The sequence below is a fragment of the Aureisphaera sp. genome, assembly GCF_059726885.1.
The window spans coordinates 897,588-921,752 of sequence record NZ_AP041051.1 but is presented as its reverse complement, the minus strand read 5'-3'; the positions used below and the strand labels follow the sequence as shown (position 1 = coordinate 921,752).

Here is a 24,165-nt window from a genome sequence, read left to right as displayed (position 1 = left end):
AAATAATTGATAATCAGTTATATGAATGAAAGTTTTGTGCTTTGAGAAGTTTGGTATCAATTTTTCTATATACTCCTCGAAATGAACAATGAAAATTTAGATTATCCCCACAAAACAAAAATTAAATCTCTATGAAAAAGTTAATGATCGCAACAGCGATAATTCTGGTAACACTAACCTCTATCAATGCCCAATCATCTGTACAGGACACTCCATCAAAAGCGCAAGTTGCCTCCTCACAAGATGATTATAAAGAAGTAAAGGTGTCTGAATTGCCCCAAGCTGTAAAGGATGCTGTCGCCAAAGACCTCGAAGGCGCTACAGTTTCTAAAGCTTACGCTAATGAAAAAGGTGAATTCAAACTAGTTGTAACCACTGCCGATAAGTTAAGTAAAACATTGTATGCCAACAATAAAGGTGAGTGGATTAAAAAGCAGTAAGCTGCAGGTATTTTTAGATTCAATACTTCGCATGGGTGCCCTTAGGGGCACCCTTTTTTTATGATAAATTTTACGTTGTCCAAAGGTATACTTCTTATTTTTACGGAGTTATAACAAACCTATGGCCGATACAATCTTAATCCTCGAAGATGATATCGCCTTCTTAAAAATGCTGTCTACCTTTCTGGAAAGGAAGGGCTTTGCCGTTCAGGGGGTTTCCTCTATGGCAGAGGCAGAAGGAAGGCTATTGAAACACTCTTTTTCCCTGCTCATCACCGATCTGAAGCTGCCAGATGGCTCTGGACTTAGTATTTTGGAGTACACCAAAAAAATGTCGCCATCTACACAAGTGATCCTCATGACGGGTTATGCAGAAGTGGCCTCAGCTGTCGAAGCAATAAAAAAAGGGGCCATAGACTATATTTCCAAACCTTTCCGCCCAGAAGAACTTCTAATGATAATGGAACAGGCAAAGTCCGTGAAACCTATTCTGGTAGAAGAAAGGGTGGGACAAACACTTGTAGTAAAAGAGGAGGAAAGGAAAACAGGCTTTGTCGCTGGTATCAGTGAAGCCTCAAAGAAGTTCCACCAATACCTAAAACTGGTCGGGCCTACCGATATGGGTGTGCTTATTCAAGGAGAAAGCGGAACTGGTAAGGAAGTCGCTGCTCAGGCAATTCATGAATACAGCCATAGAAATGACAGCAATTTTGTAGCAGTAGATTGTGGCGCTATCCCAAAGGAAATAGCGGCAAGTGAGTTTTTTGGTCATGTAAAAGGAAGTTTTACGGGTGCAATTCATGATAAGAAAGGACATTTCGAAGCAGCGGATGGAGGTACCCTTTTCTTAGATGAAGTAGGAAACCTTTCATATGAAAATCAAGTGCAATTGTTAAGGGCCCTTCAGGAGCGTAAAATAAAACCTGTAGGAAGCAATTCAGAAATAGAAGTGGATGTTCGCATTATTTCAGCAACCAATGAGGATCTTTTAGACGCAGTGGCCAAGGGTAATTTTCGAGAGGATTTGTACCATAGACTGAACGAATTCTCTATCCAGATCCCTTCTCTTTGTGAGCGAAAAGAAGACCTTTTTCTATATACGGAATACTTCTTAAGCCAAGCGAATGACTCCCTTAATAAAAATATTCTTGGATGGTCCCCGCAGGTAGAATCAGCGTTTAGGAGTTATGATTGGCCCGGAAATCTAAGGGAACTGAAAAACGTACTAAAGAGAGCGGTATTGTTAACACAGGGCACACATATAGGTTTGGATGCAATTCCGCAGGAAGTTTTGAACGGTTCGGCACCTAAAGAAATAAAAAATTTTTCCAAAGGTTTCAATGAAAAACAGTTGATTATAAATGCACTGGAAGAAACAGGAAATAATAAATCTAGGGCTGCCCGTTTACTGAACATTACACGAAAGACGTTGTATAATAAAATGGAGTTGTACGATCTTAAGCTGTAACACGCTGTCTGTTTTTAAGAGCGTGCTGTAATTTTTGCACTTCCATTTTAAGATTAGCGAATAAAACTTCCATCTCAGACTGCGAGGTTTCCCCTTTGGCACAATGCTCCATGGTTTCGAGTATCGGATTAATCTTCTTCGCACTCAGTTGCCTGCACATAGTAAGCATGCGGTGAGCCGTATTGGCCAAAAGAGGGCAATCGAAACTTGCAATGGCCTGCTCTATATGTTTCATGTCTTTTTCCGTTTGCTTATAAAAAATGTCAAGCACTTCATTTACACTTTCTTCATTATTGAGGAAGGATTCTAAAAATGACAGGTCATAAAGGGAATGAGATGGGTTCTGAAAAACCTGGAGTTCGGGGAGATGTGTTTCAATTCTGTTTAAGAACAAAGGGCTTAATGCTGCGATCAACTGATTTTTACTAAATGGCTTTTGGAGCATTTCTGTAAATCCAGATTCCAAGTACACCTTTCGGGGATGTTTTCGCGCTCCAGTCATAGCAATGATTGGTTGATTTTTATAGGACTCCAGCACACCATTCTGCAATTGCTTTACTACCTCAAAACCATTGGTGGTGGGCATTTCGATATCCGTAAGGACAAAGTCGAAACTCAAGGGGGTTGCCTTAAGGAGGTCTTTAAATGAAGTAAAGCCAAATCCTTCAATATTGATTTGTGCAAATAGTTCCTTGAGCAATTTGATCATCGATGGGTCGTCGTCTATAATAACCGCTCTCAAATTACCGTTGAGCTCAACTGTTGTGTGTTTATAAGGAGATACTTTTTTTGCGGTCGTTACTTTCAGCGGTAAGGTGAAATAGAAGGTACTACCTTCACCCAACGTACTTTCAACCTGCAGTGTGCCACCTAGCAATGTGGCTATCTTTTTTGAAATGGCCAATCCAAGTCCACTTCCCCCGAATTTTTGGAAAGTATCGCTTTCCGCTTGGGTAAATTCCTTGAAAATAAGTTGCTGTTTCTCTTTCGAAATCCCGATCCCAGAATCATTCACGGCAATTTCAACCTTATGGATGTCTCCTTTCACCTTTAGCACATTTGCCGTTATTTGAATGTGACCTTTTTCGGTGAACTTAAAAGCATTGCTCACAAGATTGTGAATGATTTGTTGAATGCGAAGTGGATCACTTTCAAATACCTTTCCTTCCAAGGACTCATCAATATATAGATTGAGGTCAATGGGCTTTTCTATATGAAGGTCTTTAGACGCCTTGGCGATCTGATGAAGCAGGTTTTCCAAGGAAAAAGGAACCTTATCTATAGAAAGTTTGCCTGCCTCCAATTTGGAGAAATCTAATAGATCATCGACCATCTTGCTAATAAAGTGGGCACTCGAAGTGATTTGTTGGGCATAGTTCTTCTGCTTTTCTGAAAGTGGGGTATGTGTAAACAGTTCGGAGTAGCCAACAATGGTATTTAAGGGTGTCTTCAGATCATGGCTTACGGTCGCCATTAATTGATCCCTTGTTTTTAGCACTTCTTCGGAGTATTGTTTTTCCGTTTGTAATTTTCGTTTGAGTCGTTCCGCCCTGAAAAAATCCATTAAAATTAGATATGAAAACAGACCAATAACTGCAAGTCCAAGTACGGCGGCAATACGAAGTACTTTTCCTGTCTTTGCCTGCGAAGCCATTCGCTGTTGGTCTTCCACGTACCGATTGCGATTTACCTCGGCATCGAAATCGGAAATCATTTCCCGAAGACGATACGAAATGTCCAATTCATTTTGCAATAGTTCGTTTTCTTTCTCCTTGAGGGCCTTTCGGGTAATTGAATTCTCCCTTTTCGCCTCCAAAACAATATAACGGGATATCTTCACTAAACTATCTATAGTGATACTATTGACCTGTATCGTGTCGAATCCTACATTGGTTTCGGTGAAATAATCGGCCCATTTGGCCCATGCCTTGCGCTCGGCATATGAAAGCTTATTTGGGTTCTTTATGATATCCTCGATATAGAGTCTGCCAGTCTTTCGATCAATTTTCTTGAACTCGCGAAGTATGTCGTCCAATGAGGTATCCTGCTCACTGGTGAGTTTTAGTACCCTTAGCTGTTCAATATTCTGGATTTTTCGTTGAAGTAATACCTTGATACTATCCAATTGAACTTTTTGGGAGGAATCTGCAATGAGGGATTTCAGGGTGTCTATTTTCTGATAGAGGGCATCACTCTTTTTTAAGTATTGATCAAAATCTCCTTGCTTTTGGGTGAGTAATGCAATACGGGAGAAGCTATCGGTTTCATACACTTCATTAATAAGTGTTCCCGTTTCAATGATTTTTTCCGTTTCGGGTTGATCGCGCGATGCTGCAATGTATGTTTGGTATTCTGTATATAGGAAATAGCTCACTACCACTGCCAGAGCACCAAGTACCAGGTAGCTTACAATAATCTTTAGGGGAAAACGGGTTTTAGGCTTGTTCACTAGTTAAATATACAGATTATCAGCATGTTATACAATTCAAAAATGCCAAAAAACTTACCCATTTTTGCTTTTTCAATAAAAAACTCTTTCGTAGTTTTGTCCCGCATCTCAAAGGGGTGCTGTTTTTCAAGAACAACTTCTATACTAACAACAAAGACCGGTATTTGTTGTTTAGTTGGGAGTTAAGAAAAATGGCTGAGATTATACCCATGGAACCTGGGCGGGTAATGCCGCTAAGGGAAGCCAAAGAGTTGCAGACGAGCATCGTTTTGCAACTAACTGGGCGCTGGCCGGCAGGCTGAGATAGTCCTGTTGCCGGATTTATTAATTTATTTATAACCAAGAATAATAACCCCTTTTATTCGTAACTAATCTTTTACGAATGAAAAAGTTATTTTTTTCTATTTTTTTGGGACTCACCACTATGCTTGTGATGGGTCAAGAATTTACCGTGTCTGGAGCGATAACCGACGAAACGGGAATACCTTTGCCAGGAGCCAACATAATTGTGAAAGGCACCACGATAGGTACAAGCACTGATTTTGAAGGTAATTACAAGCTCACACTCGAACGAGGGAGCTATGTTCTTTTAATCGATTACTATTCATACAATGGCCCTGAAGAGGTAAGGCTAAATCTCTTTGGGGATACTATTCTGAATTATCAAATCGGCCAGAGGGAAGTATTGGACGAAGTATTCCTAAGTGCTGTTCGGGTATCTGCAGATTCGCCCATTACCCACACCAATGTGGATAAGGAAGAACTCAGTAAACGAAATTTGGGTCAAGACCTTCCCATTCTATTAAATTACCTACCTGCCGTCGTTACGACCAGTGATGCCGGAGCAGGCGTGGGGTATACCGGAATTCGTGTCCGTGGAAGCGATGCGAGTCGTGTAAATGTGACCATTAACGGCATTCCCTACAATGATTCCGAAAGTCAGGGAACCTTTTGGGTGAATCTTGGCGATTTTGCTTCTTCGGTGGAGAGTTTACAACTTCAGCGAGGGGTAGGGACTTCAACCAACGGATCTGGTGCTTTTGGTGCCAGTCTCAACATTTTGAGCGATGGTATCCAGGATGAGGCTTTTGGTCAATTGTCCAACTCTTATGGTTCATTCGATACCTGGAAACATACTGCAAAATTCAGTACGGGGTTATTAATGGACAAAGTAGAAATCGCAGGCCGTTTTTCAAAAATTGAAAGCGACGGTTATGTAGACCGGGCATCCAGTGATCTTAAATCCTATTTCTTACAAGGCGCCTATAAAGGGGATAATACCTTAATAAAAGCCTTGGTTTTTGGGGGTAAGGAAATTACGTACCAGTCATGGTTTGGGCTCGATGAAGCAACCCTCGAAAGTGATCGCACCTTTAATCCAGCAGGGGCACGTTTTGATGCGGAAGGTAATTTAGATGGATTTCACCCGAATCAAGTGGATAATTACACCCAAGATCATTACCAAGTTCTTTGGAATCAGCGGTATGATAATAATTGGAGCACCAATGTTACCCTAAATTACACGTATGGGAGAGGGTTTTTTGAAGAGTACGAGAATGACGCAGATTTGGCTTTTCATGGATTAAGCAATGTAGAAATTGGAGGACAGACCATTTCGGCCACCGATCTCATTCGTCGTAGATGGCTGGACAATAACTTCTATGCAGCCAACGCAAACGTGAACTATAAAAATGATAAATGGGACACGAGCACGGGAGTGTTTTACAGTTACTATGAAGGGTTACATTTCGGAGAAGTCATCTGGTCAAGATTCAATACAGATGGTGAGTTGGGAGATCGATATTACTTCGGGACGGGCGACAAGCACGAATTCAACGCTTTTTCAAAGGCGACCTTTAAGGTAAATGAAAAGTGGAGTGTGTACGGTGATCTACAGGCACGCATCGTAAACTACAAAACGGGAGGTCTTACTAGCGACAAGATTAATTTATTGGTAGATGAGACCTATGAGTTCTTTAACCCGAAATTCGGGGCTAGTTTTTCTTTAAACCCAGCAAACCAGTTGTATTTCTCCTATGGACGCGCCAGCAGGGAACCAAGAAGAAGCGATTTCGAAAATGGGGTGACCAAAGCTGAGAAATTGGACGATTATGAATTAGGATGGCGATTCAATGGTGAAAAAATTCAGGTAAATACCAATGTGTATTATATGGATTATCAAGATCAACTGGTGCTTACAGGTGAATTAGATGATGTAGGTGCCCCTTTACGGGCAACAAGTGGTAACAGTTATCGATTAGGATTGGAAGTAGATGCAACTGTTGAATTGGGCACCAAAGTAGTATTACGCCCGAACATTGCTGTAAGCAGTAACAAAAACGTCGATTTTGTAGCCAATCAAGACGGAGCTTTGGTAAATCTAGGCAATACCAATATCTCCTTTTCCCCGTCCATAATTGCTGGAAATAGTTTGGAATATGCTCCTATTAGTAACCTTAGGCTTGCATTTTTATCTAAGTATGTAGGGGAGCAGTATATGGGAAATATCGATAGTGATGTATCCAAATTGGATAGCTATTTCATCAACGATTTTAATGTAAACTATACGATTGAAAATGTACCTTTTGCCAGGTCTATCGTACTTTCTGGGTTGGTGAATAATCTATTCAATGTAGAATATGTGTCCAATGGATATTTCTTTACATACGATGATGATTTCAGTAATCCGGGAACGATTACAACCATTGAAGGAGCAGGGTTTTATCCTCAGGCAACTATCAATTTTCTGGTAGGTGCCACCATCAATTTTTAAACCCCATATGTAAAAGTGATTACTAAAGGCGGGCTTCTTGTAAGCCCGTTTTTTTTATGCAATTAATTTGAAATTGAAATCACGTTTCCACTTTTCTGTACCTGATACTGAAGCATGGGAAAAAGATCTTGATCACTTTCATGCAGTCCGAACAAAGCTAGGGCATACGAATTTTCATCATCCGAGCACGGACATGTAGCTATAATACCATTGAGATCCATTCCCGAACATCCGTTAGGCACATGATTGGGATCACTTAAATCGTAAGCGAATATCTGTGTAGAGCTCTGTCTGTATACTGCAATTCCACGGATTCCCTGTCCGGGGAGCACAACCGTATTGCCATCGAAATTCAGTGGGTTGTATTGGGGAAGGTTGAGGTTCAAATTAAGGTTCACCAAAGGAGGGGTAAGGTAAGGATTGTTGTCATTCCCGTTTCCATTATCATCTCCATTACAGGAAACCAAAAGTAGCATTAAAGCCAAAAGTGTAAAAAGTTGTTTCATAGCAGTGATTAAGCCTATTGCGAAAGTACATAAAATCGGGAAAAAACTAATTTTTTGTATATTTGTATTGCAAATCCCGTCCCGTATGGGATTTTTTGTGTTTAAATGTAAGAGCTTGGTTATTTCAAGCGCTTATATAGTATCAAATAACGTGTATGTATACACAAACGATGAAGTTATGAGTAAAGTATCTTATTATACTGCGGAGGGGTTAAAAAAACTGAGGGATGAATTGAACCATCTTAAGGATGTGGAGCGCCCTAAAGCTTCACAAGCGATTGCCGAGGCTCGTGATAAGGGTGATTTGAGTGAAAATGCGGAATACGATGCTGCCAAGGAGGCACAAGGCCTGTTGGAAATGCGTATATCAAAATTAGAAGAGACCCTATCGGGTGCACGCTTAATTGACGAATCCCAGTTGGATACGTCTAAGGTATTGGTGCATTCTACGGTGAAAATAAAGAACCAAATGAACGGAATGGAAATGACGTACAAATTGGTTGCACAGAGTGAAGCTGACCTTAAACTTGGAAAGATTTCTGTAGATTCGCCAATAGGTAAAGGTTTGTTAGGAAAAGAAGTAGGGGATGTTGCCGAAATACAGGTGCCAAATGGTATCATGAAGTTTGATATAATTGAAATATCCAGGGATTAAGTGTCTTCAATTTTTACAAAAATCATACAAGGTGAGATTCCATGTTACAAAGTGGCAGAGGATGATCATTTCATTGCCTTTTTAGATATCAATCCCAATGCAAAAGGACACACCCTTTGTGTCCCAAAAAAGGAGATCAACCGTATCTTCGATATGGAAGAAGCACATTATTTGGAATTGATGCGCTTTTCCCGAAATGTGGCGAAAGCTTTAGAAAAAATAGTTCCTTGCGATCGAATTGGAGTTTCGGTCATAGGTTTGGAAGTGCCCCATGTTCATGTTCACCTTATTCCCATAAATGAAATGCGGGACATGACCTTTCAACATAAAGTAAAACTTTCTCCCGAAGAAATGACTTCCCTTGCCCAGAGAATCCAGGAATCCCTTTAACTATTTGAAATAATAAATTAAGGCGGCCAGGATAATAGCGTCCAACAAAATGATAAAATAGGCCAGGGGTTTTAATTTTAAACCCGTACCTATGGGTTTTGCCAACTTCTTGTGGTATTCGTACACCCTTTCGATATCTTCTGTCCATTTTACTGGAAATATCTGCTGATTGCAACTATGACAATAAAGCTTTTCCTGTATTTCCTTAGTGGCCTTGCTATAAAACTTGTTTTCGTTTTCGGTTTGGGAAAAGGAGAATTCCAATCCTTCGGTAGAATAACACTCCGGACAGTTATTGTTAATTCTTGAAGTATGCAGTAGATGCGTTCTTATTTCCATGGTTAACGGGTATAGGCAAGTGCCATTTCAAACGTAGTTCCTTGGTCTTTAGTGCTTTTTGCCACGTATATTTTTCCTCTATGGTACTCTTCAATAATGCGTTTTGCAAGGGAAAGTCCCAGTCCCCAACCACGTTTTTTGGTTGTAAATCCAGGTTTGAACACCTTTTTATGATCCCGCTTGGGAATCCCTTTCCCCGTATCACTAATACGCACAATAGCATATTTTCCTTCCTGTCTTACAATTTCAATGGTAATTTTCCCCTGTCCCTTCATGGCGTCAATCCCATTTTTCACCAAATTTTCAATAGTCCATCCGTACAATTGAGAATTTAGTTTAACAGGAATGGAAGCATTGGGCACTTTTAATTCGAATTCTATCAGTTTCGAACTTCTACTTTTCAGGTAATCGAACGCCATTCGCGTTTCTTCAACGATATCAACCTCATCTAGATTAGGAACAGAACCTACCTTCGAAAAACGTTCAGTAATAGTTCGCAGGCGTTCTACGTCCTTCTCCATTTCGGTGATATAGCTTGGATCCACGTTTTCTGTTTTTAGAATTTCCGTCCAACCTACGAGGGATGATAATGGAGTTCCAATTTGATGTGCCGTTTCTTTCGCCATTCCAGCCCACAATTTATTTTGTTCTGCAGATTTTGAAGTTTGGTAGAAAAAATAGATGGCTACAAAAAGCAATATGATAATCAGTATAAGTGCAGCAGGGTAGTATTTAATTTTGTTTATTATAGGGGAATTACCATAATACAATGTAGAAAGCACCTCTTCCTTGTACGTAATGTCTATGGGTTTATACTCTGTCTTGTATTTTATAATTAGTTGTTTTAACTGAATGGTATCCGAAGCATCTAAGTCTTGAAGGTTTTTTAGATCATAGATGTTCTCTTTGTAGGTATGCAAAATCATGGGGGTGGTTTCATTTTTGTTGATAATCTCCAACAAGAAACTCCCTTCATCGCCCGGGGCATTTGCCTCAAGATTCTGAAGCTCTTCGAATGCTGCCGCCCAGATTTCCATCTTGTTACGCTCGTTTTCCTTCAATTGGTTAAAAAACTGAGTGGTGTTCCAAATGACGAGACCAATAATGAAAATGGAAATAATAATAAAGAACCAACGGGTAAGCGTAGATTTGCTAGGCATATAGAGCTGCTTTTTCAGTTTTAAATATAATGGAAATCTGTTAATATTATTGTGTGTTCAAATTTTTAGAACACAGGGGCTTTGGGTACATTTGCAGGAATGTTACGAATAGATCCAAAGGAAATTTCAATACCGCAATTACATGGGTACTTGTTGGGTGCTGTGGCACCTAGGCCCATATGTTTTGCCAGTACTGTGGACAAAGAAGGGAACGTAAATCTTTCCCCTTATAGTTTCTTTAATGTATTTAGTGCAAATCCACCTATCATGATATTTTCACCAGCACGTAGGGTGAGGGGAAATACTACTAAGCACACCTTGGAAAATATACTCGAGACCAAAGAAGTGGTTATTAACATTGTGAGTCATGCCATGGTGCAACAAATGAGTTTATCCTCTACCGAATATGCCAAGGGAGTGAACGAATTTGTAAAAGCTGGGTTTACAGAGGTAGCTTCAGATAAAGTAAGTCCGCCGAGAGTTGGAGAAGCTCCTGTGCAGTTTGAATGTAAAGTGAACGATGTTATTGCATTGGGAAATGAAGGAGGCGCAGGAAACTTGGTGATTGCAGAGGTGGTACAGTTACATGTGGACGAGTCTATTCTGGATGCAGAAGGGAAGATCGATCCGTATAAAATTGATACGGTTTCACGATTGGGAGGGAACTGGTACAGTCGTGCCAAAGAAGGGCTTTTTGAGGTGGAGAAACCTTTGCGAACCCTTGGAATTGGTGTGGATGCATTGCCTGAAACCATTAGATTGAGCACTGTACTCACCGGAAATGACCTAGGTCAATTGGCTAATGTAGAAGTATTACCAGTGGGAGCAGAACATTATATTGCCGATTCCCATATACAACATGAAAGAGCTCATAAATTACTGGAAGAAGGGCGTGTAGACGATGCATGGAGCGAACTCCTAACCAAATACGATAATTAAGAATAAATAGTAAGATACCGATGGAAGTACAAGGAAAAATTAAAATGATAGATGAGACCAAGACCTATGGAAACAATGGGTTTCGTAAAAGGGAATTGGTGGTTACCACCGAAGAACAATACCCACAACACATTATGATTGAGTTCGTTCAAGATAAAACGGACCTGTTAAACCAATTCCAGGTGGGGCAAAATGTGAAAGTAAGTATCAATTTAAGGGGACGGGAATGGGTTAACCCACAAGGAGAGACTAAATATTTCAATTCCATTCAGGGATGGCGTATAGAAAACCTAGAGCAGGCAGTTAATGCTCCAGACATGCCACCAATGCCTCCGGCAGATGCGTTCGAACCTGCTACCGATTTTAATGAAGAAGATCACGATGATTTGCCTTTTTAATTAATGACAAATTATTGCATTGCATAGTAAATCCTGCCTTCTTGGTGGGATTTTTTGCATTTATACAATTTAGGTATTCGATTATGAGATACAATTAAGCACATATACAACGGGCATTGTACATACCACTTTTAAGTAGGAAGTTAGTAGAAATAAGTTACTAACCTTAAAATGATATGCTATGAAAACAGTATTTACATTGCTAGTGGTTTTTATGTGTGGGATGACGGCATCTTCCCAAAAAAGTGAGCCATGTCCGGTAAAAAAAGGAGGAGATCGCATGATCGACGAAGAAGACTATAGCCATTCTATTGATCCTGAATATTTGGCAAGTTTTGAGCCAGTAGTTATTAATATTTTCTTTTGGGGAATTAACAGGGATGATTCCTTAAACGAACCAACGGTAACCGAAGAATCGGCACTTCAAAATGTGGCCAACATCAATAAAGAATTTAATCAATTCAATATTTTCTTTAAGTACTTGGGGTATGATAATACAAGCTTCAATTCGACGGCACATTATGTAGGATCTCCGTTGTTGGATATTTGGACGCATGCAAGGGATAATGACCTACAAGTGCCCAACGCATTTAACGTGTACGTGCCTGGAGCATTGCAATCTGGAGGGGGACAAGCACTTGGAAAGCCTTCAAGGATTTTAGCGGTAAATAAGTCGGGTTTTAATGCCTATACCCATACCATACTTCATGAATTGGGACACTGTCTGGGGCTTGAGCACACGGAGGAAGATTACGATGACACGACAGATTGTGAAAGAGTAACCCGAAATCCAGCAGATATAGCTTTTAACGCAGATAGTGCAGGAGATTTTGTAGTTGATACGGCGGCAAAACCACGGTTCTTAACTGGAGGTGGAGGAAGTACAGTTATTTTTGATTTAGATCTCACCAATTGTGTATATATCGGGAATGGCTCGGACTGTGGGGGAACACCCTATCAAATATTTGAGGATGATGTGCGAAATTATATGTCTAAGGGAGCCCAACCATATCCGGGAGCAGGATGTAATGACCGATTCTCGGTAGGTCAAAAAATCAGAATGTTGGAAACCATCGAATTGGATGCGGAACAAACTATATTCTTTCAAAGAATTTATCCGGCCTTGACCACAGTTGCATCCCTATACGAACCCTACGATGGAGATTACACCCTTGGAGGTGGATTTCCTAACCCTCCTACATTCCAACCTGGATTTGATTACGAATTCGTTGAGTGTAGCTGTTCCAGTATTCCGCAATCATGTGATGATCCATTACCATATCTAGACACTTCTTTCCAAAATTTAGGTACAGTAATTAGTACTATTGGTGCCAATGAAAGCAATTTTTCGAATATCGTGCATCCAAACCACACGGCCATTGTAATTGAACAATTAGATGACCCACAACCAAGAAGATGTTGGGATAACAATAGCTCTGGGCCTTCACCTATTGGGGGTAGTATCATTAGATTTAAGGATGACCTCTTTAATTTAAATATTTCAAGAAACGAACTAAATGCCACTCAGGTTTTGGAAGGAAACTTTTTGAGGTCTTTAGAAAAAGGATTGTACAAAGTGGAAATTTATTATGATAACGGAACGGTTAATGAGCGTGTAATTTATATTCAGAAGTAAACAGGGTATTAGTAACCTTTATCATTAAATCCCGCCCTCGTGGTGGGATTTTTTTATTTTTAACCCTATGAACATTACCCATTCCATCGAAACGCTGTTTAAGCGATTTTTGCCTTCCCCATTTGCCATTGCTATAATTTTAACTGTCGTGACCATGCTATTGGCCTGGATATTTACGACGGCACCGGAAGGGGAAAACGGTTTCTTGGCGGTACTTTCTTATTGGGAAAGCGGCGTGTGGAGTAATGGACTATTGGTTTTTGCCTACCAAATGATGCTTATTTTGGTATTGGGACATATTTTGGTGTTGAGTAAACCCATGAATGCCCTAATTCAAGGGTTGACCAATTTCGTAACCAATACGGCCAATGCCGTAGTTTTGGTGAGTACAACGACCATGCTGGTTTCATTTTTCAATTGGGGACTGGGTCTTATATTCGGAGCTATATTGGCCAGAAAGGTAGCCGAATCTGCACAGAACAGGGGATTTAAGATAAATTATCCGCTGGTAGGTGCATCGGGTTATGTCGGACTCATGATCTGGCACGGAGGTATGAGCGGATCTGCCCCTTCAAAAGTTAGTGAAAGGGGTCATTTGGCAAGTTTTATGAATCAGATGGATCCTTCGTTGCAAGCACAATTACCCGATCTTATTCCCTATTCAGAGACTATTTTTAGTGGTTCCAATTTATTTTTGTTTGCCATTCTGTTGATTTTGGTGCCGCTTTTCCTGTCTTTTCTGGCTAAACGATTGCCTGCCACAGAAACAAATTTGCCTGTGTATAAAGCTTGGACCCCAGAGGGCAAATCATTTAAGGGCGCAGAGCGTATAGATTATTCCAAATGGGTTGGAATTGTTTTTGGGGCCATCGTATTGGTGGCATTTTTTTATCAGTATTTCGATAACCTGACTCGTTATATCATTACCCCAAATATGCTCAATCTATTCATGCTGGGATTGGCACTTATGCTACATGGTAGTTTTGCTAGCTTCTTAAATGCAGTAGAGGAAGCCATTAAGGGTGCCTCGGGAATTCTTATTCAATTCCCATTGTATTTTGGAATCATGGGGATTATGAGTGGTAGTGGCATGGTAGGGCAAATATCCGATTTCTTTGTTTCCATAGCGAATGCAACGACCTTGCCCTTGTTTACCTTTTTTAGTGCAGGATTAGTCAACATTTTTGTACCAAGTGGAGGAGGACAATGGGCAGTGCAGGGTCCTATCGTAGTAGAATCTGCATTGAAATTGGGGGTGCCATTGAACAAGGCGGTTATGGCTTTGGCGTATGGAGATCAAATAACAAATATGCTACAACCATTTTGGGCCTTACCGCTATTAGGAATCACAAAATTAAAGGCCAAGGAAATTCTTCCCTATACGTTGTTGCTCATGTTGTTGGGTAGTGCGGTATTCTTGTTGGGACTTTGGTTACTTTAAAATAAAACCCCACCGATATTAATTTTTGACGTTACTATCAGCGAGGTTAGTTTTGGGTTAGGTACCGTTTTGATAAATTCAAATAACAATGATGAATAAAAAGTTTAGCCGGTATCAAAACAGTTTCCTAAATTTCCTAAAAATTCCGCATAATTCAAACCATTTTAGCTGCTTTAACATTCTTTTTTCCTGAAATACAATGATTTATCTCTCCTCCGAAATAGAGTTTCCCACTCCAGAAAATGCTTCAGCAGAAGGTCTGCTCGCTATAGGTGGGGATCTTTCCCTTGACAGATTGATACTTGCCTATCGTTCAGGGATATTTCCATGGTATAGTGTTGGGGAACCCATTTTGTGGTGGTCGCCGGACCCACGAATGGTTTTATTCCCTGAAGAGTTAAGGGTTTCAAAGAGTTTCAGCAAGATTTTGAGGAAAGAACAGTTCAGAATTACCTACAATAGTCATTTTCCTGAGGTCATTAGGCAGTGCGCTCAAAAGAATAGACCAGGGCAGGAAAGTACTTGGATTACTGAGGAGATGATAGCCGCTTATACACTTCTTCATGAATTTGGTCATGCCAAATCTGTAGAGGTATGGGAAGGAGACGAGATGGTTGGGGGACTTTACGGAATTGACTTGCCAGAATATAAAATGTTTTGTGGGGAAAGTATGTTTAGTCATGTGAGCAATGCTTCGAAGGTAGGTTTCTACCATTGGGTCCAGGTATTAAAAAAGAAGGATTATCATCTTATAGATTGCCAAGTATATACGCAACACCTTGAAAGCCTTGGAGCTAGGGAAATTTCAAGGAGAGAATTCTTAAATTTTCTGGAAACCCCTTAAGAATCCAATGAAGAGGGGTGAAATTCCTAAATTTTCTTTAAAAACAGTGCTGTTCATCGAATAAATTTGTTTTTTAAGCACGTATTCAACACATTAGCATCAGAATTTTCCCAAAAATTACTTATGAAACGTATTGCCCCCCTATTATGTATGCTATGCCTTTTCTTGGCTCCGCACCTTTCTGCCCAGAATAATCCCAAGACCAATGTTAACAAGGACATTGATGTCGCTAAGGTGTATGAGCAAGTTGTGAAGGAAGGTTACGGAACCCCCGAGATTTATTTAAAATTGGCTAACGAATATTATTTTCAAGGGAATTATATTGCCGCAAGGAAGTGGTTTGAAAAAGTATTTGAAACAGAAAAACCAACTGACAAGAAGATGGTGTTTCGATACAAGCAGACCCTCAAAGCATTGAAAGTGCGTCTTGAAGGAAATCCACACTTAGCCATTCTAGATAATTAAACTTCAGAATACCGAAAACAATCGACCACATGGTCGTTTACCATTCCAGTGGCTTGCATATGGGCATACACTACTGTGGTGCCTACAAATTTAAATCCGCGCTTTTTTAGATCTTTGCTAATCGTATCGCTTAATGGAGTATTGGCGGGAATGTCCTTCATTTCCCCAAAGCTGTTTTTTATGGGTTTTCCATCTGTAAAACCCCAAATATATTTACTAAAGCTGCCAAATTCCTCCTGTATTTTCATAAAGGCCTGTGCATTGGAAATAGTAGCCCTCACTTTAAGTTTGTTTCGAATAATTCCTGCATCCTGAAGTAAGGAATCTATCTTTTTATCATCGTATTGTGCAATCTTTTTATAATCGAAATGATCGAAGGCCGCTCGAAAATTTTCACGCTTTCGCAGCACGGTAATCCAACTTAATCCCGCTTGGAAAGTTTCGAGTATTAGAAATTCGAATAAGGTATCATCGTCCCGCACAGGAACACCCCACTCTTCATCATGGTAGGCTACATATAAGGGATCTTCTCCACACCAAGCACATCTTTTTTTCATTAATTTTTAGTTTTTGGTTGCGCCGAGTGAAGTTAGTAAGATTTCAATAATTTTACGACTTATATCCTATGGAAATAATGACAAAAACCTCAGATAAAATTGAATTGGTAAAACAAGGCCTTAGCAATTCAAATTCATATACATCGTATAGAAAATTGGTCGAAGACCATGTAGAAAGTAAAACAAGTACGGGCCCAGACCAGACCGAAGCATTAGCCCAATATACATTGCTGAACCATTCCCGAATGAAACGATTGGACAAAACCGTGAAAATACCAGATGGGATACAACAGAAGTTTGAAAACTTTTCAGGAAAGCAAACGTGGTTGGTGCTTACAGAAAGTTGGTGTGGTGATGCTGCTCATTCTATGCCAGCTATGAATAAACTTGCAGCGCTTTCGCCCAATATTGAATTTAAGGTCCTCCTTAGGGATGAAAATGTACCGTTAATGAACGAATTCCTTACCAACGGATCCTTATCTATCCCTAAACTAATTGTGTGGGATCATGAAAAAGAAGAAGTTGTTGGAGATTGGGGCCCAAGACCTTCCATAGCCACCGAGATGGTAAACGATTTTAAAGCGGAGCATGGGGCACTTACAGCAGAATTCAAGAAAGATTTACAAGTGTGGTACAATAAAGATAAGTCACAGAATATTATAGCAGACCTAGCAGGTTTAATACCCTAGTTCTGTCCCGGGAAAACATAGGTAATGGTGCCCATCTGCTTTGGCTTATCAGCTTTGGTAGTAAAACTTGCTTTGTTGGCATATTCTAAGGCACTTTCTATCAGGCAACCATTTGTTGTAGTTGAGCTAGCCTTGTTAAAACTAGCCTTAATAACCTTTCCTAGGGCGTTCACTTCTATATTGATAACTACGGCACCACCGCTATCACAGGTATAAACAGGATTTCTAAGCGAGAGGGCTTTTCTTCCGTTTAAAAGATAACTTATTGTTGTTTTCCGGTTTATGCCAGTAGCACTTGCCTGAGTAGTGTTTTTTTCAGGCTTGTTGGCAAGTCGCTCCTTTACTTTTTGCAGATGATCCTTCGCTTCTGATAAGGCAACATCGTTGGAGTTTGAGCCATCAGACAGATTATTCTGGCTTTCAGAGGGATCGGAAATATCTACTTCCTCCGCATTCCTTTCGTTTTCTAGCTCTTCAATGAACTTCTCCGCTTCATTGTAGGCAGAGTGTGTTTCAATCTCCATATTCTCTGTAGACACTACGGCCAAATCTTCCTCCAGCAACTCTTCAGCGTATTCTACGGGCATAGCGCTTTCCTCAATGGGTTCCTCTTTGTTAAGCTTCACGCTTACCATTAGCAATACCAAATTACCCACTAAAAGACTGGTAATTAAGAAGGCCCGATAGGAATAATTGAAGTTCATAGGGGCAAATTGATCATTTTTTGGAAGTTGACAAAGGTTTTTAGTAGGATTTAACGTTAAGAATCCCTTAGGTTATTCTCGAAATTGGCTACGGAAACCGCATCTTTTACATCGAAATCCCCAATTTTGGTGCGCCTCAATGCAGATAGATGCGCCCCGTTATGCATGGCCTTGCCAAAATCATGCGCCAACGAACGAATATAGGTTCCTTTACTGCATGCCACCCGAAAGTCGACATTTGGTAAATCGATGTTCGTAATTTCAAATGCAGAAATATGAACGGTCCGAAATGGTATTTCCACTTCTTTCCCTTCACGCGCAAATTCGTACAAGCGTTTTCCATCTTTTTTTAAGGCAGAAAACACTGGGGGTTGTTGTTGAATATCCCCGATAAACTGTTGTGCCGTTTCATGAATTTGTTCTGCAGTTATACTTGAGATATCAAAAGTATGATCCACTTCAGTTTCCAAATCGTAACTCGGCGTAGTAGCCCCTATGGTGAAAGTACCAGTATATTCCTTTTCCTGGGCTTGGTAGGTTTCTATTTTCTTGGTGAATTTGCCGGTGCACAAAATCAATAACCCAGTGGCAAGCGGATCTAAGGTCCCTGCATGCCCCACCTTTATTTTTTTTAGGTTGAATTGCTTGCGAATGAGCCAACGTACTTTGTTAACCACCTGAAAAGAAGACCATTCCAATGGCTTATCGATTAGAAGCACTTGCCCTTCTTTAAAATCTTCGACGGTCATACGGCCAAACTAACGATGATGGCTGCGATTCCAACCAATAGGCAGTAGATCGCAAACCAGCTTAATTTACTTTTTCTTACCAGGGCAATCATCCACGTACAGGCGAAAAGCCCAGCTATGAAAGCAGCAATGAAACCTAGCCCCAAGGTGGTAAAGTTGGCGGAATCCGTACTTAGATCACCACTAACAATGTCCTTGGCAATTTTTCCGAAGATTAATGGAACGACCATTAAAAAGGAGAATCGAGCTGCCTTGCTTTTATCATTCCCAAGTAAAACGGATGTGGAAATAGTGGCGCCGCTTCGTGAGATTCCGGGAAGCATGGCAATGGCTTGTGCGATCCCAATGACAAAGGAATTTTTATAAGATACTTTCTTTCCTGTATTCTTGGCTTTGTCTGCTAACCATAAAAGAATGGCCGTAATGATAAGCATGACCCCTACGAACGCAATATTTCCACCAAAAAGTGCTTCTAATTGCTCTTCGAACAGTACACCTATGACAACGGCTGGAATCATGGAAATGATAATTTTCAATGAAAATCGGGTTTCCTCGTTCCATGTAAATTGAAATAGGCCTCGAATAATAGTGAAGACATCCTTTCTAAATACAACCAAGGTGCTTAAAGCGGTTGCAAAATGAAGGACCACGGTAAATAGAAGGCTTTCTTCGGGCACGGATTGATCGCCCAGAATGGCTTTTCCCAATTCGAGATGTCCGCTAGAGGAGACCGGAAGGAATTCAGTTAAGCCCTGGACAATGCCCAAGACAATAGCTTCCCAAGCATCCATAAATTACTTTTGTTTGTGTGGATTTAATAAAATGGCGTACACCTGAAAACCAAAGCCTATAAGAACTAAGGCCGGGGCCAATCTAATTCGTCTCCAATTGTAGATTTCTGGATTAAAAATATTGGGATCATCACTACCTCCGCCGGCCATTAGAATAAAACCCAAAGCAATAAAAGCTGCGCCAATTAGCATGAATTTGTAATTCTTCTTTTCAAAGATGAACATGGTGCTCTTTGCTTGTTCTTTTCTTTTTTTCTCTCCCATGATTATTCGAATTCAGTAAATACTATTTCGTCCCGGCAAGTGAGCTGGGCAATATGATTGCTTGTCACTGCGCCAAACAGTTGTTTGGGTAGGTGCAAGGTAACCTTTTTATTTTTAATTTTTTTCTTTATCCCTTCGATCGTTAGCCCCTGTTCCAGCCCACGATTAATATAGTAGAAGTCTCCATTTGGGGCGGCAACCATAATATCTTTATCGCCACCTTCATAAACCTTGGATGCAGTTATTTCCAAGACTTCGCAATTTTCGGGCTTGGGGTTTACAATGACCCAACTGTAGAGTAAAAGAGGGATAAGAAATACAAGAAACAATGCGATATACTTAACAGCTTTTTTCATTCCGCGGAAATTTAATAATACAATTCGTCTGTCCTTAAATTAAGGAAGCGTTGTGTAGCAAAAAAGGTGCTTATCCATGTAATGACAATTCCAACTACAAGCAGAAATACAAACAAACCAGCTACGAGTACCGTATTGTCCATTAACCCTAATTGAGGCCATTCCTTATCTAAAAACAACAGGACTAACCCCACGCCTATCATGGCCAAAACGGAACCAAGAATTCCCAATCGCATACTCTTCCAGATAAATGGACGGCGAATAAATCGTTTAGTTGCACCTACCATTTGCATTGTTTTAATAGTAAAACGCTTGGAGTATACCGAAAGACGAATGGAACTATTAATTAGTAATACTGCAATGATTAGAAAAAGGGCACTGAATACCAAAACCCAAAAACTGATCACTTTTATGTTCTTGTCAAATAGTTCTACCAATACTTCATCGTATTCCACTTCTTCCACAAAGTCCTTGGTGCCTATTTCATTAGCTATTTCCTTTAGCTTTTCGGAAGAAACAAATTCGGCCAACAATTCAACATCAATACTGTTTTGTAATGGATTATAGCCTAAGAATTCCAAGTAGTCCTCACCAATGTCCTCCGAATGCTTTTCGGCGGCCTCTTCTTTAGAAACATAGGTGGCCGATTTGGTATATTCGGCCATTTCCAAACTTTGCTTAAGCTGATTGATCTCTACATCGTTGGCATTGTCCTTCAAATAAATGGATAAAGGGATCTGTTCCTTGAAATAACGGGATAATTGATTGCTGTTAATTACAAATAAACCCAAAAGTCCCAGAAGGAAAAGCACTAGCGATATACTTATTACCACACTGAAGTAAGAAGAAATGAGCCTGCGTTTTTGATATTTTTCGAAAGAAGTTGCCATATAGAATGGGATAAAAATACAACGATTTTTGTATCTCTCACTTACTAACGTTCAAACTTTTCTCTTTCGTACAATAGGCGTAAATTTGCCACTTCTTAGAAAGCAAGACAATGAGCAAGTATCACTTTAACGAGATTGAAGCCAAATGGCAAAAGCATTGGGCCGAAAATGGGACCTTCCATGCTAAGAACGATAGCGATAAGCCCAAGTACTATGTGCTGGATATGTTTCCTTATCCCTCCGGCGCAGGGCTTCATGTAGGGCATCCACTCGGATATATTGCAAGCGATGTGTATTCACGTTTTAAAAGGCACCAAGGATTTAATGTCTTGCATCCTATGGGCTATGATAGTTTTGGGCTTCCGGCAGAGCAATATGCCATACAAACCGGACAGCATCCTGCCGATACCACCAAAGTGAATATTGAGGGAGGTTTCGACAAGCAGGGAAATAAAATTGCAGGCTACAGAAACCAGTTGGATAAAATGGGATTCTCCTTCGATTGGAGTCGCGAAGTCCGTACCTCCGATCCGGAATATTATAAATGGACCCAATGGATATTCATTCAATTGTTCGAAAGTTGGTACTGTAAGGATCATGAGAAGGCATTTCCCATTTCCGAATTGGTAAAAGTATTTTCTGAACAAGGAAATGAAATTTTGAATGCAGAATGCGATGCCAATGTGTCAACATTTACCGCAGAGGAGTGGAATTCGTATACCAAAAAGCGCCAAGAACAAATACTTCTAAAATATAGATTGACCTATCTGGCCGAAACTGAGGTCAACTGGTGCCCAGAATTGGGTACGGTGTTGGCCAATGACGAAATCGTAAATGGCGTTTCCGAGCGCGGGGGCTATCCGGTGATCCGTAAGAAAATGATGCAATGGAGTATGCGAATTACAGCCTATGCCCAGCGTTTATTGGAAGACCTTGACAAAATAGACTGGCCGCAACCCTTAAAGGACACCCAGGCTAACTGGATTGGTCGCTCCGAAGGGGCTAGCGTCACTTTTAAAGTACAAGGGTCCGATCATTCCATTGAAGTATTTACCACCCGTCCCGATACTATTTTTGGAGCCAGTTATATGACCTTGGCTCCCGAACACGAGTTGGTGGGCGAAATAACGACCATGGAGCAACGCTATGAAGTTTCACAATATGTAGAGGCTACGGCAAAGCGTAGTGAACGGGAACGGATGGCCGATGTAAAAACCATTAGTGGGGTCTTTACAGGTGCATATGCAGAGCATCCTTTTACCGGAAAACCCATCCCTATTTGGATTGGGGACTATGTGCTGGCTGGCTACGGAACCGGAGCCGTGATGGCTGTTCCTTGTGGGGATCAACGTGATTACGATTTTGCTAAGCATTTTGGAATTGATATCCCCAATATTTTTGAAGGGATCGATATTTCCGAAGAGGCCTTTGCCGATAAAGACAACACCATCATTGCAAATAGCGATTTCTTAAATGGGTTGAACTACAAAGAAGCAACCCAGAAGGCAATCGAGGCGCTTGAAGAAAAAGGACAAGGAGAAGGAAAAATAAACTATCGCTTGCGTGATGCTGTTTTTTCCAGACAGCGCTATTGGGGAGAGCCTTTCCCAGTATATTATAAGGATGGGTTGCCTCAAATGATCGATTTGGAACATTTGCCATTGCATTTACCGGATGTGGAAAAATACCTGCCTACCGAAAGTGGGGAACCGCCCTTGGGTAGAGCTACCGTTTGGGCTTGGGATACCAATAAGAATACAGTAGTGAGTAATGAGATGATAGATCACGAGTCTATCTTCCCATTAGAGCTGAATACCATGCCGGGATGGGCAGGAAGTAGTTGTTATATGTTCCGGTATATGGACCCAAAAAACCCAGAAACTTTGGCATCTCAAGATGCTATGAAATATTGGGGTAATGTAGACCTTTATATCGGTGGAAGCGAACATGCCACAAGTCACCTATTGTACAGTCGCTTTTGGGTAAAATTCCTGTACGATCGAGGCGTGCTTTCTGTAGACGAGCCCGCCCAAAAGTTGATCAACCAAGGGATGATTTTGGGAACAAGCGCATTGGTGTACAGGATTTCTGGAACGAACACCTATGTGTCCGTTGGCTTAAAAGAGGAGCATGATGTAGAAGAAATTCGAGTAGATGTAAATCTTGCGAATTCCTCAAGTGAATTAGACCTTGAAGGCTTGAGAAATTGGCAACCGCAATACAAGGAAGCCGAGTTCATTCTTGAAGATGGAAGGTATATCGTGGGGCATGAAGTGGAAAAAATGTCTAAAAGGTGGTTTAATGTGGTAAACCCTGATGACATATGTGCTCAGTACGGAGCCGATACCCTGCGCCTTTATGAAATGTTCCTAGGGCCATTGGATCAGGCAAAGCCATGGAGCACAGCTGGAATTACAGGAGTGCATTCCTTCCTTAAAAAACTTTGGAAATTATATCATGGTGGAGCCGATGGTGCCTTTACCGTATCCGATGATGCACCCACAAAAGACCATTTGAAAACCTTGCATAAGACGATCAAGAAAGTAGGGGAGGATATAGAAAACTTCAGTTTCAATACCTCGGTATCCACATTTATGATTGCGGTAAACGAATTAACGGCCCAGAAATGCAATAGCAAGGAAATCCTAGAGCCTTTGTTGGTGCTAATTTCGCCTTATGCACCTCATATTGCTGAAGAACTATGGAGTCTACTTGGGCATTCGGAAAGTATCTCAACTGCTACTTTTCCAAAGTTTGAAGCATCCCATTTGGTAGAGAGCAGTAAGGAATATCCCATTTCATTTAATGGAAAAATGCGCTTTAAGCTAGAATTGCCTTTAGATATGAGCAAGGAAGATATTGAAGCAACCGTTTTGGCACACGAACGAACCCAGCAACAATTGGCAGGGCGAACCCCTAAGAAGGTCATTGTTGTGCCTGGCAAGATCATCAATATTGTAGGGTAATGGAGTTCAATTCCATAGAGCTATTGGGTCTTGTGGCAGCGGCATGCACCACGCTGGGATTTGTGCCACAGATGTATAAAACATGGAAAACCAAAGATGTAAGTAGCTTATCCCTCCCTATGTATTTGGTTATTTGTACGGGGACTATATTATGGTTGCTATACGGCTTGCTCATAAACAGTACCGCTGTAATCATTGCCAATATTGTGGCCGTGGTATTTACTTTGGCATTGGTGTTGGCCATATTTCGCTATAGAAAGCACTAGTCTTTTTTGACGCTTTGTCAGTTTAAAACC

General features: G+C 40.7%; 25 protein-coding genes. 14 read left to right on the top strand and 11 right to left on the bottom strand.

What is annotated here, in order from left to right; genetic code table 11:
- Positions 1-131: 131 nt before the first annotated feature.
- Together AC6JAD_RS04280 and AC6JAD_RS04275 are read left to right on the top strand one after the other, a co-directional pair.
- Entirely contained in the window at positions 132-440 is a 309-nt protein-coding gene (locus AC6JAD_RS04280; protein WP_497866047.1) for a hypothetical protein, read from the top strand.
- Positions 441-561: 121 nt separating this feature from the next.
- A complete protein-coding gene (locus tag AC6JAD_RS04275; RefSeq protein ID WP_461302380.1) occupies positions 562-1,908 on the top strand; it encodes a sigma-54-dependent transcriptional regulator in 1,347 nt (448 codons plus the stop codon).
- Here AC6JAD_RS04275 and AC6JAD_RS04270 read toward each other — a convergent pair.
- Positions 1,898-4,357 carry a hybrid sensor histidine kinase/response regulator gene (locus tag AC6JAD_RS04270; protein ID WP_461302381.1) on the bottom strand — a complete coding sequence of 820 codons (2,460 nt, stop codon included), beginning with the start codon at positions 4,355-4,357 and terminating at the stop codon, positions 1,898-1,900. The two genes, AC6JAD_RS04275 and AC6JAD_RS04270, sit on opposite strands and share 11 nt — an antisense overlap.
- 382 nt (positions 4,358-4,739) lie before the next feature.
- Between AC6JAD_RS04270 and AC6JAD_RS04265 the strand changes: the two genes are divergently transcribed.
- Positions 4,740-7,130, top strand: coding sequence for a TonB-dependent receptor (locus AC6JAD_RS04265; protein WP_461302382.1), 2,391 nt, complete (start codon positions 4,740-4,742; stop codon positions 7,128-7,130).
- 62 nt (positions 7,131-7,192) lie between these two features.
- On the opposite strand, the gene AC6JAD_RS04260 is transcribed toward AC6JAD_RS04265, so the two are convergent.
- Positions 7,193-7,636 (bottom strand): hypothetical protein, encoded by a 444-nt coding sequence (locus tag AC6JAD_RS04260; RefSeq protein WP_461302383.1) that lies wholly within the window; start codon positions 7,634-7,636, stop codon positions 7,193-7,195.
- Positions 7,637-7,814: 178 nt separating this feature from the next.
- Here AC6JAD_RS04260 and greA point away from each other — a divergent pair, with 178 nt between their 5' ends.
- Positions 7,815-8,291 (top strand): transcription elongation factor GreA, encoded by a 477-nt coding sequence (gene greA, locus AC6JAD_RS04255; RefSeq protein WP_461302384.1) that lies wholly within the window; start codon positions 7,815-7,817, stop codon positions 8,289-8,291.
- The gene (locus tag AC6JAD_RS04250; RefSeq protein WP_461302385.1) at positions 8,292-8,681 is read left to right on the top strand and encodes an HIT family protein; all 390 of its coding nucleotides are present in this window, start codon (positions 8,292-8,294) and stop codon (positions 8,679-8,681) included. It begins immediately after the preceding gene.
- Here the strand turns inward: AC6JAD_RS04250 and AC6JAD_RS04245 are convergent, their stop codons facing one another.
- Both AC6JAD_RS04245 and AC6JAD_RS04240 read right to left on the bottom strand, forming a co-directional pair.
- Positions 8,682-9,020, bottom strand: coding sequence for a hypothetical protein (locus tag AC6JAD_RS04245; RefSeq protein ID WP_461302386.1), 339 nt, complete (start codon positions 9,018-9,020; stop codon positions 8,682-8,684).
- A gap of 2 nt (positions 9,021-9,022) precedes the next feature.
- Complete coding sequence (locus AC6JAD_RS04240; RefSeq protein ID WP_461302387.1) at positions 9,023-10,180, bottom strand: sensor histidine kinase; 1,158 nt, start codon at positions 10,178-10,180, stop codon at positions 9,023-9,025.
- Positions 10,181-10,279: 99 nt separating this feature from the next.
- Between AC6JAD_RS04240 and AC6JAD_RS04235 the strand changes: the two genes are divergently transcribed.
- The 6 genes from AC6JAD_RS04235 to AC6JAD_RS04210 all read left to right on the top strand — a co-directional run bounded on the left by AC6JAD_RS04235 (position 10,280) and on the right by AC6JAD_RS04210 (position 15,903).
- Positions 10,280-11,119, top strand: a complete 840-nt coding sequence (locus AC6JAD_RS04235) for a flavin reductase family protein (protein WP_461302388.1) — start codon at positions 10,280-10,282, stop codon at positions 11,117-11,119.
- A 20-nt stretch (positions 11,120-11,139) separates the two neighbouring features.
- Positions 11,140-11,517: a DUF3127 domain-containing protein gene (locus AC6JAD_RS04230; RefSeq protein ID WP_461302389.1), complete on the top strand. Its 378-nt coding sequence runs from the start codon at positions 11,140-11,142 to the stop codon at positions 11,515-11,517.
- A gap of 181 nt (positions 11,518-11,698) precedes the next feature.
- Positions 11,699-13,153 carry a zinc metalloprotease gene (locus AC6JAD_RS04225; RefSeq protein ID WP_461302390.1) on the top strand — a complete coding sequence of 485 codons (1,455 nt, stop codon included), beginning with the start codon at positions 11,699-11,701 and terminating at the stop codon, positions 13,151-13,153.
- Positions 13,154-13,220: 67 nt separating this feature from the next.
- Positions 13,221-14,594: a short-chain fatty acid transporter gene (locus AC6JAD_RS04220; RefSeq protein WP_461302391.1), complete on the top strand. Its 1,374-nt coding sequence runs from the start codon at positions 13,221-13,223 to the stop codon at positions 14,592-14,594.
- A gap of 199 nt (positions 14,595-14,793) precedes the next feature.
- Positions 14,794-15,438, top strand: a complete 645-nt coding sequence (aat, locus tag AC6JAD_RS04215; RefSeq protein ID WP_461302392.1) for a leucyl/phenylalanyl-tRNA--protein transferase — start codon at positions 14,794-14,796, stop codon at positions 15,436-15,438.
- Between the two features lie 123 nt (positions 15,439-15,561).
- Positions 15,562-15,903 (top strand): hypothetical protein, encoded by a 342-nt coding sequence (locus AC6JAD_RS04210; protein WP_461302393.1) that lies wholly within the window; start codon positions 15,562-15,564, stop codon positions 15,901-15,903.
- Here the strand turns inward: AC6JAD_RS04210 and AC6JAD_RS04205 are convergent.
- Positions 15,900-16,460: a DNA-3-methyladenine glycosylase I gene (locus AC6JAD_RS04205; RefSeq protein ID WP_461302394.1), complete on the bottom strand. Its 561-nt coding sequence runs from the start codon at positions 16,458-16,460 to the stop codon at positions 15,900-15,902. The two genes, AC6JAD_RS04210 and AC6JAD_RS04205, sit on opposite strands and share 4 nt — an antisense overlap.
- A gap of 77 nt (positions 16,461-16,537) precedes the next feature.
- Between AC6JAD_RS04205 and AC6JAD_RS04200 the strand changes: the two genes are divergently transcribed.
- Positions 16,538-17,149, top strand: a complete 612-nt coding sequence (locus AC6JAD_RS04200) for a thioredoxin family protein (protein WP_461302395.1) — start codon at positions 16,538-16,540, stop codon at positions 17,147-17,149.
- On the opposite strand, the gene AC6JAD_RS04195 is transcribed toward AC6JAD_RS04200, so the two are convergent.
- Genes AC6JAD_RS04195 through AC6JAD_RS04170 form a run of 6 tightly spaced genes read right to left on the bottom strand, consistent with a single transcriptional unit; the run spans position 17,146 to position 20,903 of the window.
- On the bottom strand, positions 17,146-17,853 hold the full coding sequence (locus tag AC6JAD_RS04195) for a hypothetical protein (protein ID WP_461302396.1): 708 nt from the start codon (positions 17,851-17,853) through the stop codon (positions 17,146-17,148). The two genes, AC6JAD_RS04200 and AC6JAD_RS04195, sit on opposite strands and share 4 nt — an antisense overlap.
- Positions 17,854-17,909: 56 nt before the next feature.
- Positions 17,910-18,602, bottom strand: a complete 693-nt coding sequence (gene truB / locus AC6JAD_RS04190) for a tRNA pseudouridine(55) synthase TruB (RefSeq protein ID WP_461302397.1) — start codon at positions 18,600-18,602, stop codon at positions 17,910-17,912.
- Positions 18,599-19,393, bottom strand: a complete 795-nt coding sequence (locus AC6JAD_RS04185; RefSeq protein ID WP_461302398.1) for an undecaprenyl-diphosphate phosphatase — start codon at positions 19,391-19,393, stop codon at positions 18,599-18,601. Before AC6JAD_RS04185 ends, truB begins: the two co-directional genes overlap by 4 nt.
- Positions 19,394-19,396: 3 nt before the next feature.
- Positions 19,397-19,657 carry a DUF3098 domain-containing protein gene (locus AC6JAD_RS04180; protein ID WP_461302399.1) on the bottom strand — a complete coding sequence of 87 codons (261 nt, stop codon included), beginning with the start codon at positions 19,655-19,657 and terminating at the stop codon, positions 19,397-19,399.
- A 2-nt stretch (positions 19,658-19,659) separates the two neighbouring features.
- Positions 19,660-20,013: a hypothetical protein gene (locus AC6JAD_RS04175; protein ID WP_461302400.1), complete on the bottom strand. Its 354-nt coding sequence runs from the start codon at positions 20,011-20,013 to the stop codon at positions 19,660-19,662.
- An 11-nt stretch (positions 20,014-20,024) separates the two neighbouring features.
- Positions 20,025-20,903, bottom strand: a complete 879-nt coding sequence (locus AC6JAD_RS04170) for a cell division protein FtsX (RefSeq protein ID WP_461302401.1) — start codon at positions 20,901-20,903, stop codon at positions 20,025-20,027.
- 110 nt (positions 20,904-21,013) lie between these two features.
- Between AC6JAD_RS04170 and leuS the strand changes: the two genes are divergently transcribed.
- Entirely contained in the window at positions 21,014-23,869 is a 2,856-nt protein-coding gene (gene leuS / locus AC6JAD_RS04165) for a leucine--tRNA ligase (protein ID WP_461302402.1), read from the top strand.
- Complete coding sequence (locus tag AC6JAD_RS04160) at positions 23,869-24,135, top strand: SemiSWEET family sugar transporter (protein ID WP_461302403.1); 267 nt, start codon at positions 23,869-23,871, stop codon at positions 24,133-24,135. Before leuS ends, AC6JAD_RS04160 begins: the two co-directional genes overlap by 1 nt.
- Positions 24,136-24,165: the final 30 nt, after the last annotated feature.

Coding starts and splice junctions, on each gene's coding strand:
- AC6JAD_RS04210 (WP_461302393.1), top strand. CDS start 15,562: ATGAAACGTATTGCCCCCCTATTATGTATGCTATGCCTTTTCTTGGCT.
- AC6JAD_RS04180 (WP_461302399.1), bottom strand. CDS start 19,657: ATGGGAGAGAAAAAAAGAAAAGAACAAGCAAAGAGCACCATGTTCATC.
- AC6JAD_RS04205 (WP_461302394.1), bottom strand. CDS start 16,460: ATGAAAAAAAGATGTGCTTGGTGTGGAGAAGATCCCTTATATGTAGCC.
- aat (WP_461302392.1), top strand. CDS start 14,794: ATGATTTATCTCTCCTCCGAAATAGAGTTTCCCACTCCAGAAAATGCT.
- AC6JAD_RS04170 (WP_461302401.1), bottom strand. CDS start 20,903: ATGGCAACTTCTTTCGAAAAATATCAAAAACGCAGGCTCATTTCTTCT.
- greA (WP_461302384.1), top strand. CDS start 7,815: ATGAGTAAAGTATCTTATTATACTGCGGAGGGGTTAAAAAAACTGAGG.
- AC6JAD_RS04245 (WP_461302386.1), bottom strand. CDS start 9,020: ATGGAAATAAGAACGCATCTACTGCATACTTCAAGAATTAACAATAAC.
- leuS (WP_461302402.1), top strand. CDS start 21,014: ATGAGCAAGTATCACTTTAACGAGATTGAAGCCAAATGGCAAAAGCAT.
- truB (WP_461302397.1), bottom strand. CDS start 18,602: ATGACCGTCGAAGATTTTAAAGAAGGGCAAGTGCTTCTAATCGATAAG.
- AC6JAD_RS04260 (WP_461302383.1), bottom strand. CDS start 7,636: ATGAAACAACTTTTTACACTTTTGGCTTTAATGCTACTTTTGGTTTCC.
- AC6JAD_RS04275 (WP_461302380.1), top strand. CDS start 562: ATGGCCGATACAATCTTAATCCTCGAAGATGATATCGCCTTCTTAAAA.
- AC6JAD_RS04235 (WP_461302388.1), top strand. CDS start 10,280: ATGTTACGAATAGATCCAAAGGAAATTTCAATACCGCAATTACATGGG.
- AC6JAD_RS04240 (WP_461302387.1), bottom strand. CDS start 10,180: ATGCCTAGCAAATCTACGCTTACCCGTTGGTTCTTTATTATTATTTCC.
- AC6JAD_RS04280 (WP_497866047.1), top strand. CDS start 132: ATGAAAAAGTTAATGATCGCAACAGCGATAATTCTGGTAACACTAACC.
- AC6JAD_RS04225 (WP_461302390.1), top strand. CDS start 11,699: ATGAAAACAGTATTTACATTGCTAGTGGTTTTTATGTGTGGGATGACG.
- AC6JAD_RS04185 (WP_461302398.1), bottom strand. CDS start 19,393: ATGGATGCTTGGGAAGCTATTGTCTTGGGCATTGTCCAGGGCTTAACT.
- AC6JAD_RS04220 (WP_461302391.1), top strand. CDS start 13,221: ATGAACATTACCCATTCCATCGAAACGCTGTTTAAGCGATTTTTGCCT.
- AC6JAD_RS04230 (WP_461302389.1), top strand. CDS start 11,140: ATGGAAGTACAAGGAAAAATTAAAATGATAGATGAGACCAAGACCTAT.
- AC6JAD_RS04265 (WP_461302382.1), top strand. CDS start 4,740: ATGAAAAAGTTATTTTTTTCTATTTTTTTGGGACTCACCACTATGCTT.
- AC6JAD_RS04195 (WP_461302396.1), bottom strand. CDS start 17,853: ATGAACTTCAATTATTCCTATCGGGCCTTCTTAATTACCAGTCTTTTA.
- AC6JAD_RS04160 (WP_461302403.1), top strand. CDS start 23,869: ATGGAGTTCAATTCCATAGAGCTATTGGGTCTTGTGGCAGCGGCATGC.
- AC6JAD_RS04200 (WP_461302395.1), top strand. CDS start 16,538: ATGACAAAAACCTCAGATAAAATTGAATTGGTAAAACAAGGCCTTAGC.
- AC6JAD_RS04175 (WP_461302400.1), bottom strand. CDS start 20,013: ATGAAAAAAGCTGTTAAGTATATCGCATTGTTTCTTGTATTTCTTATC.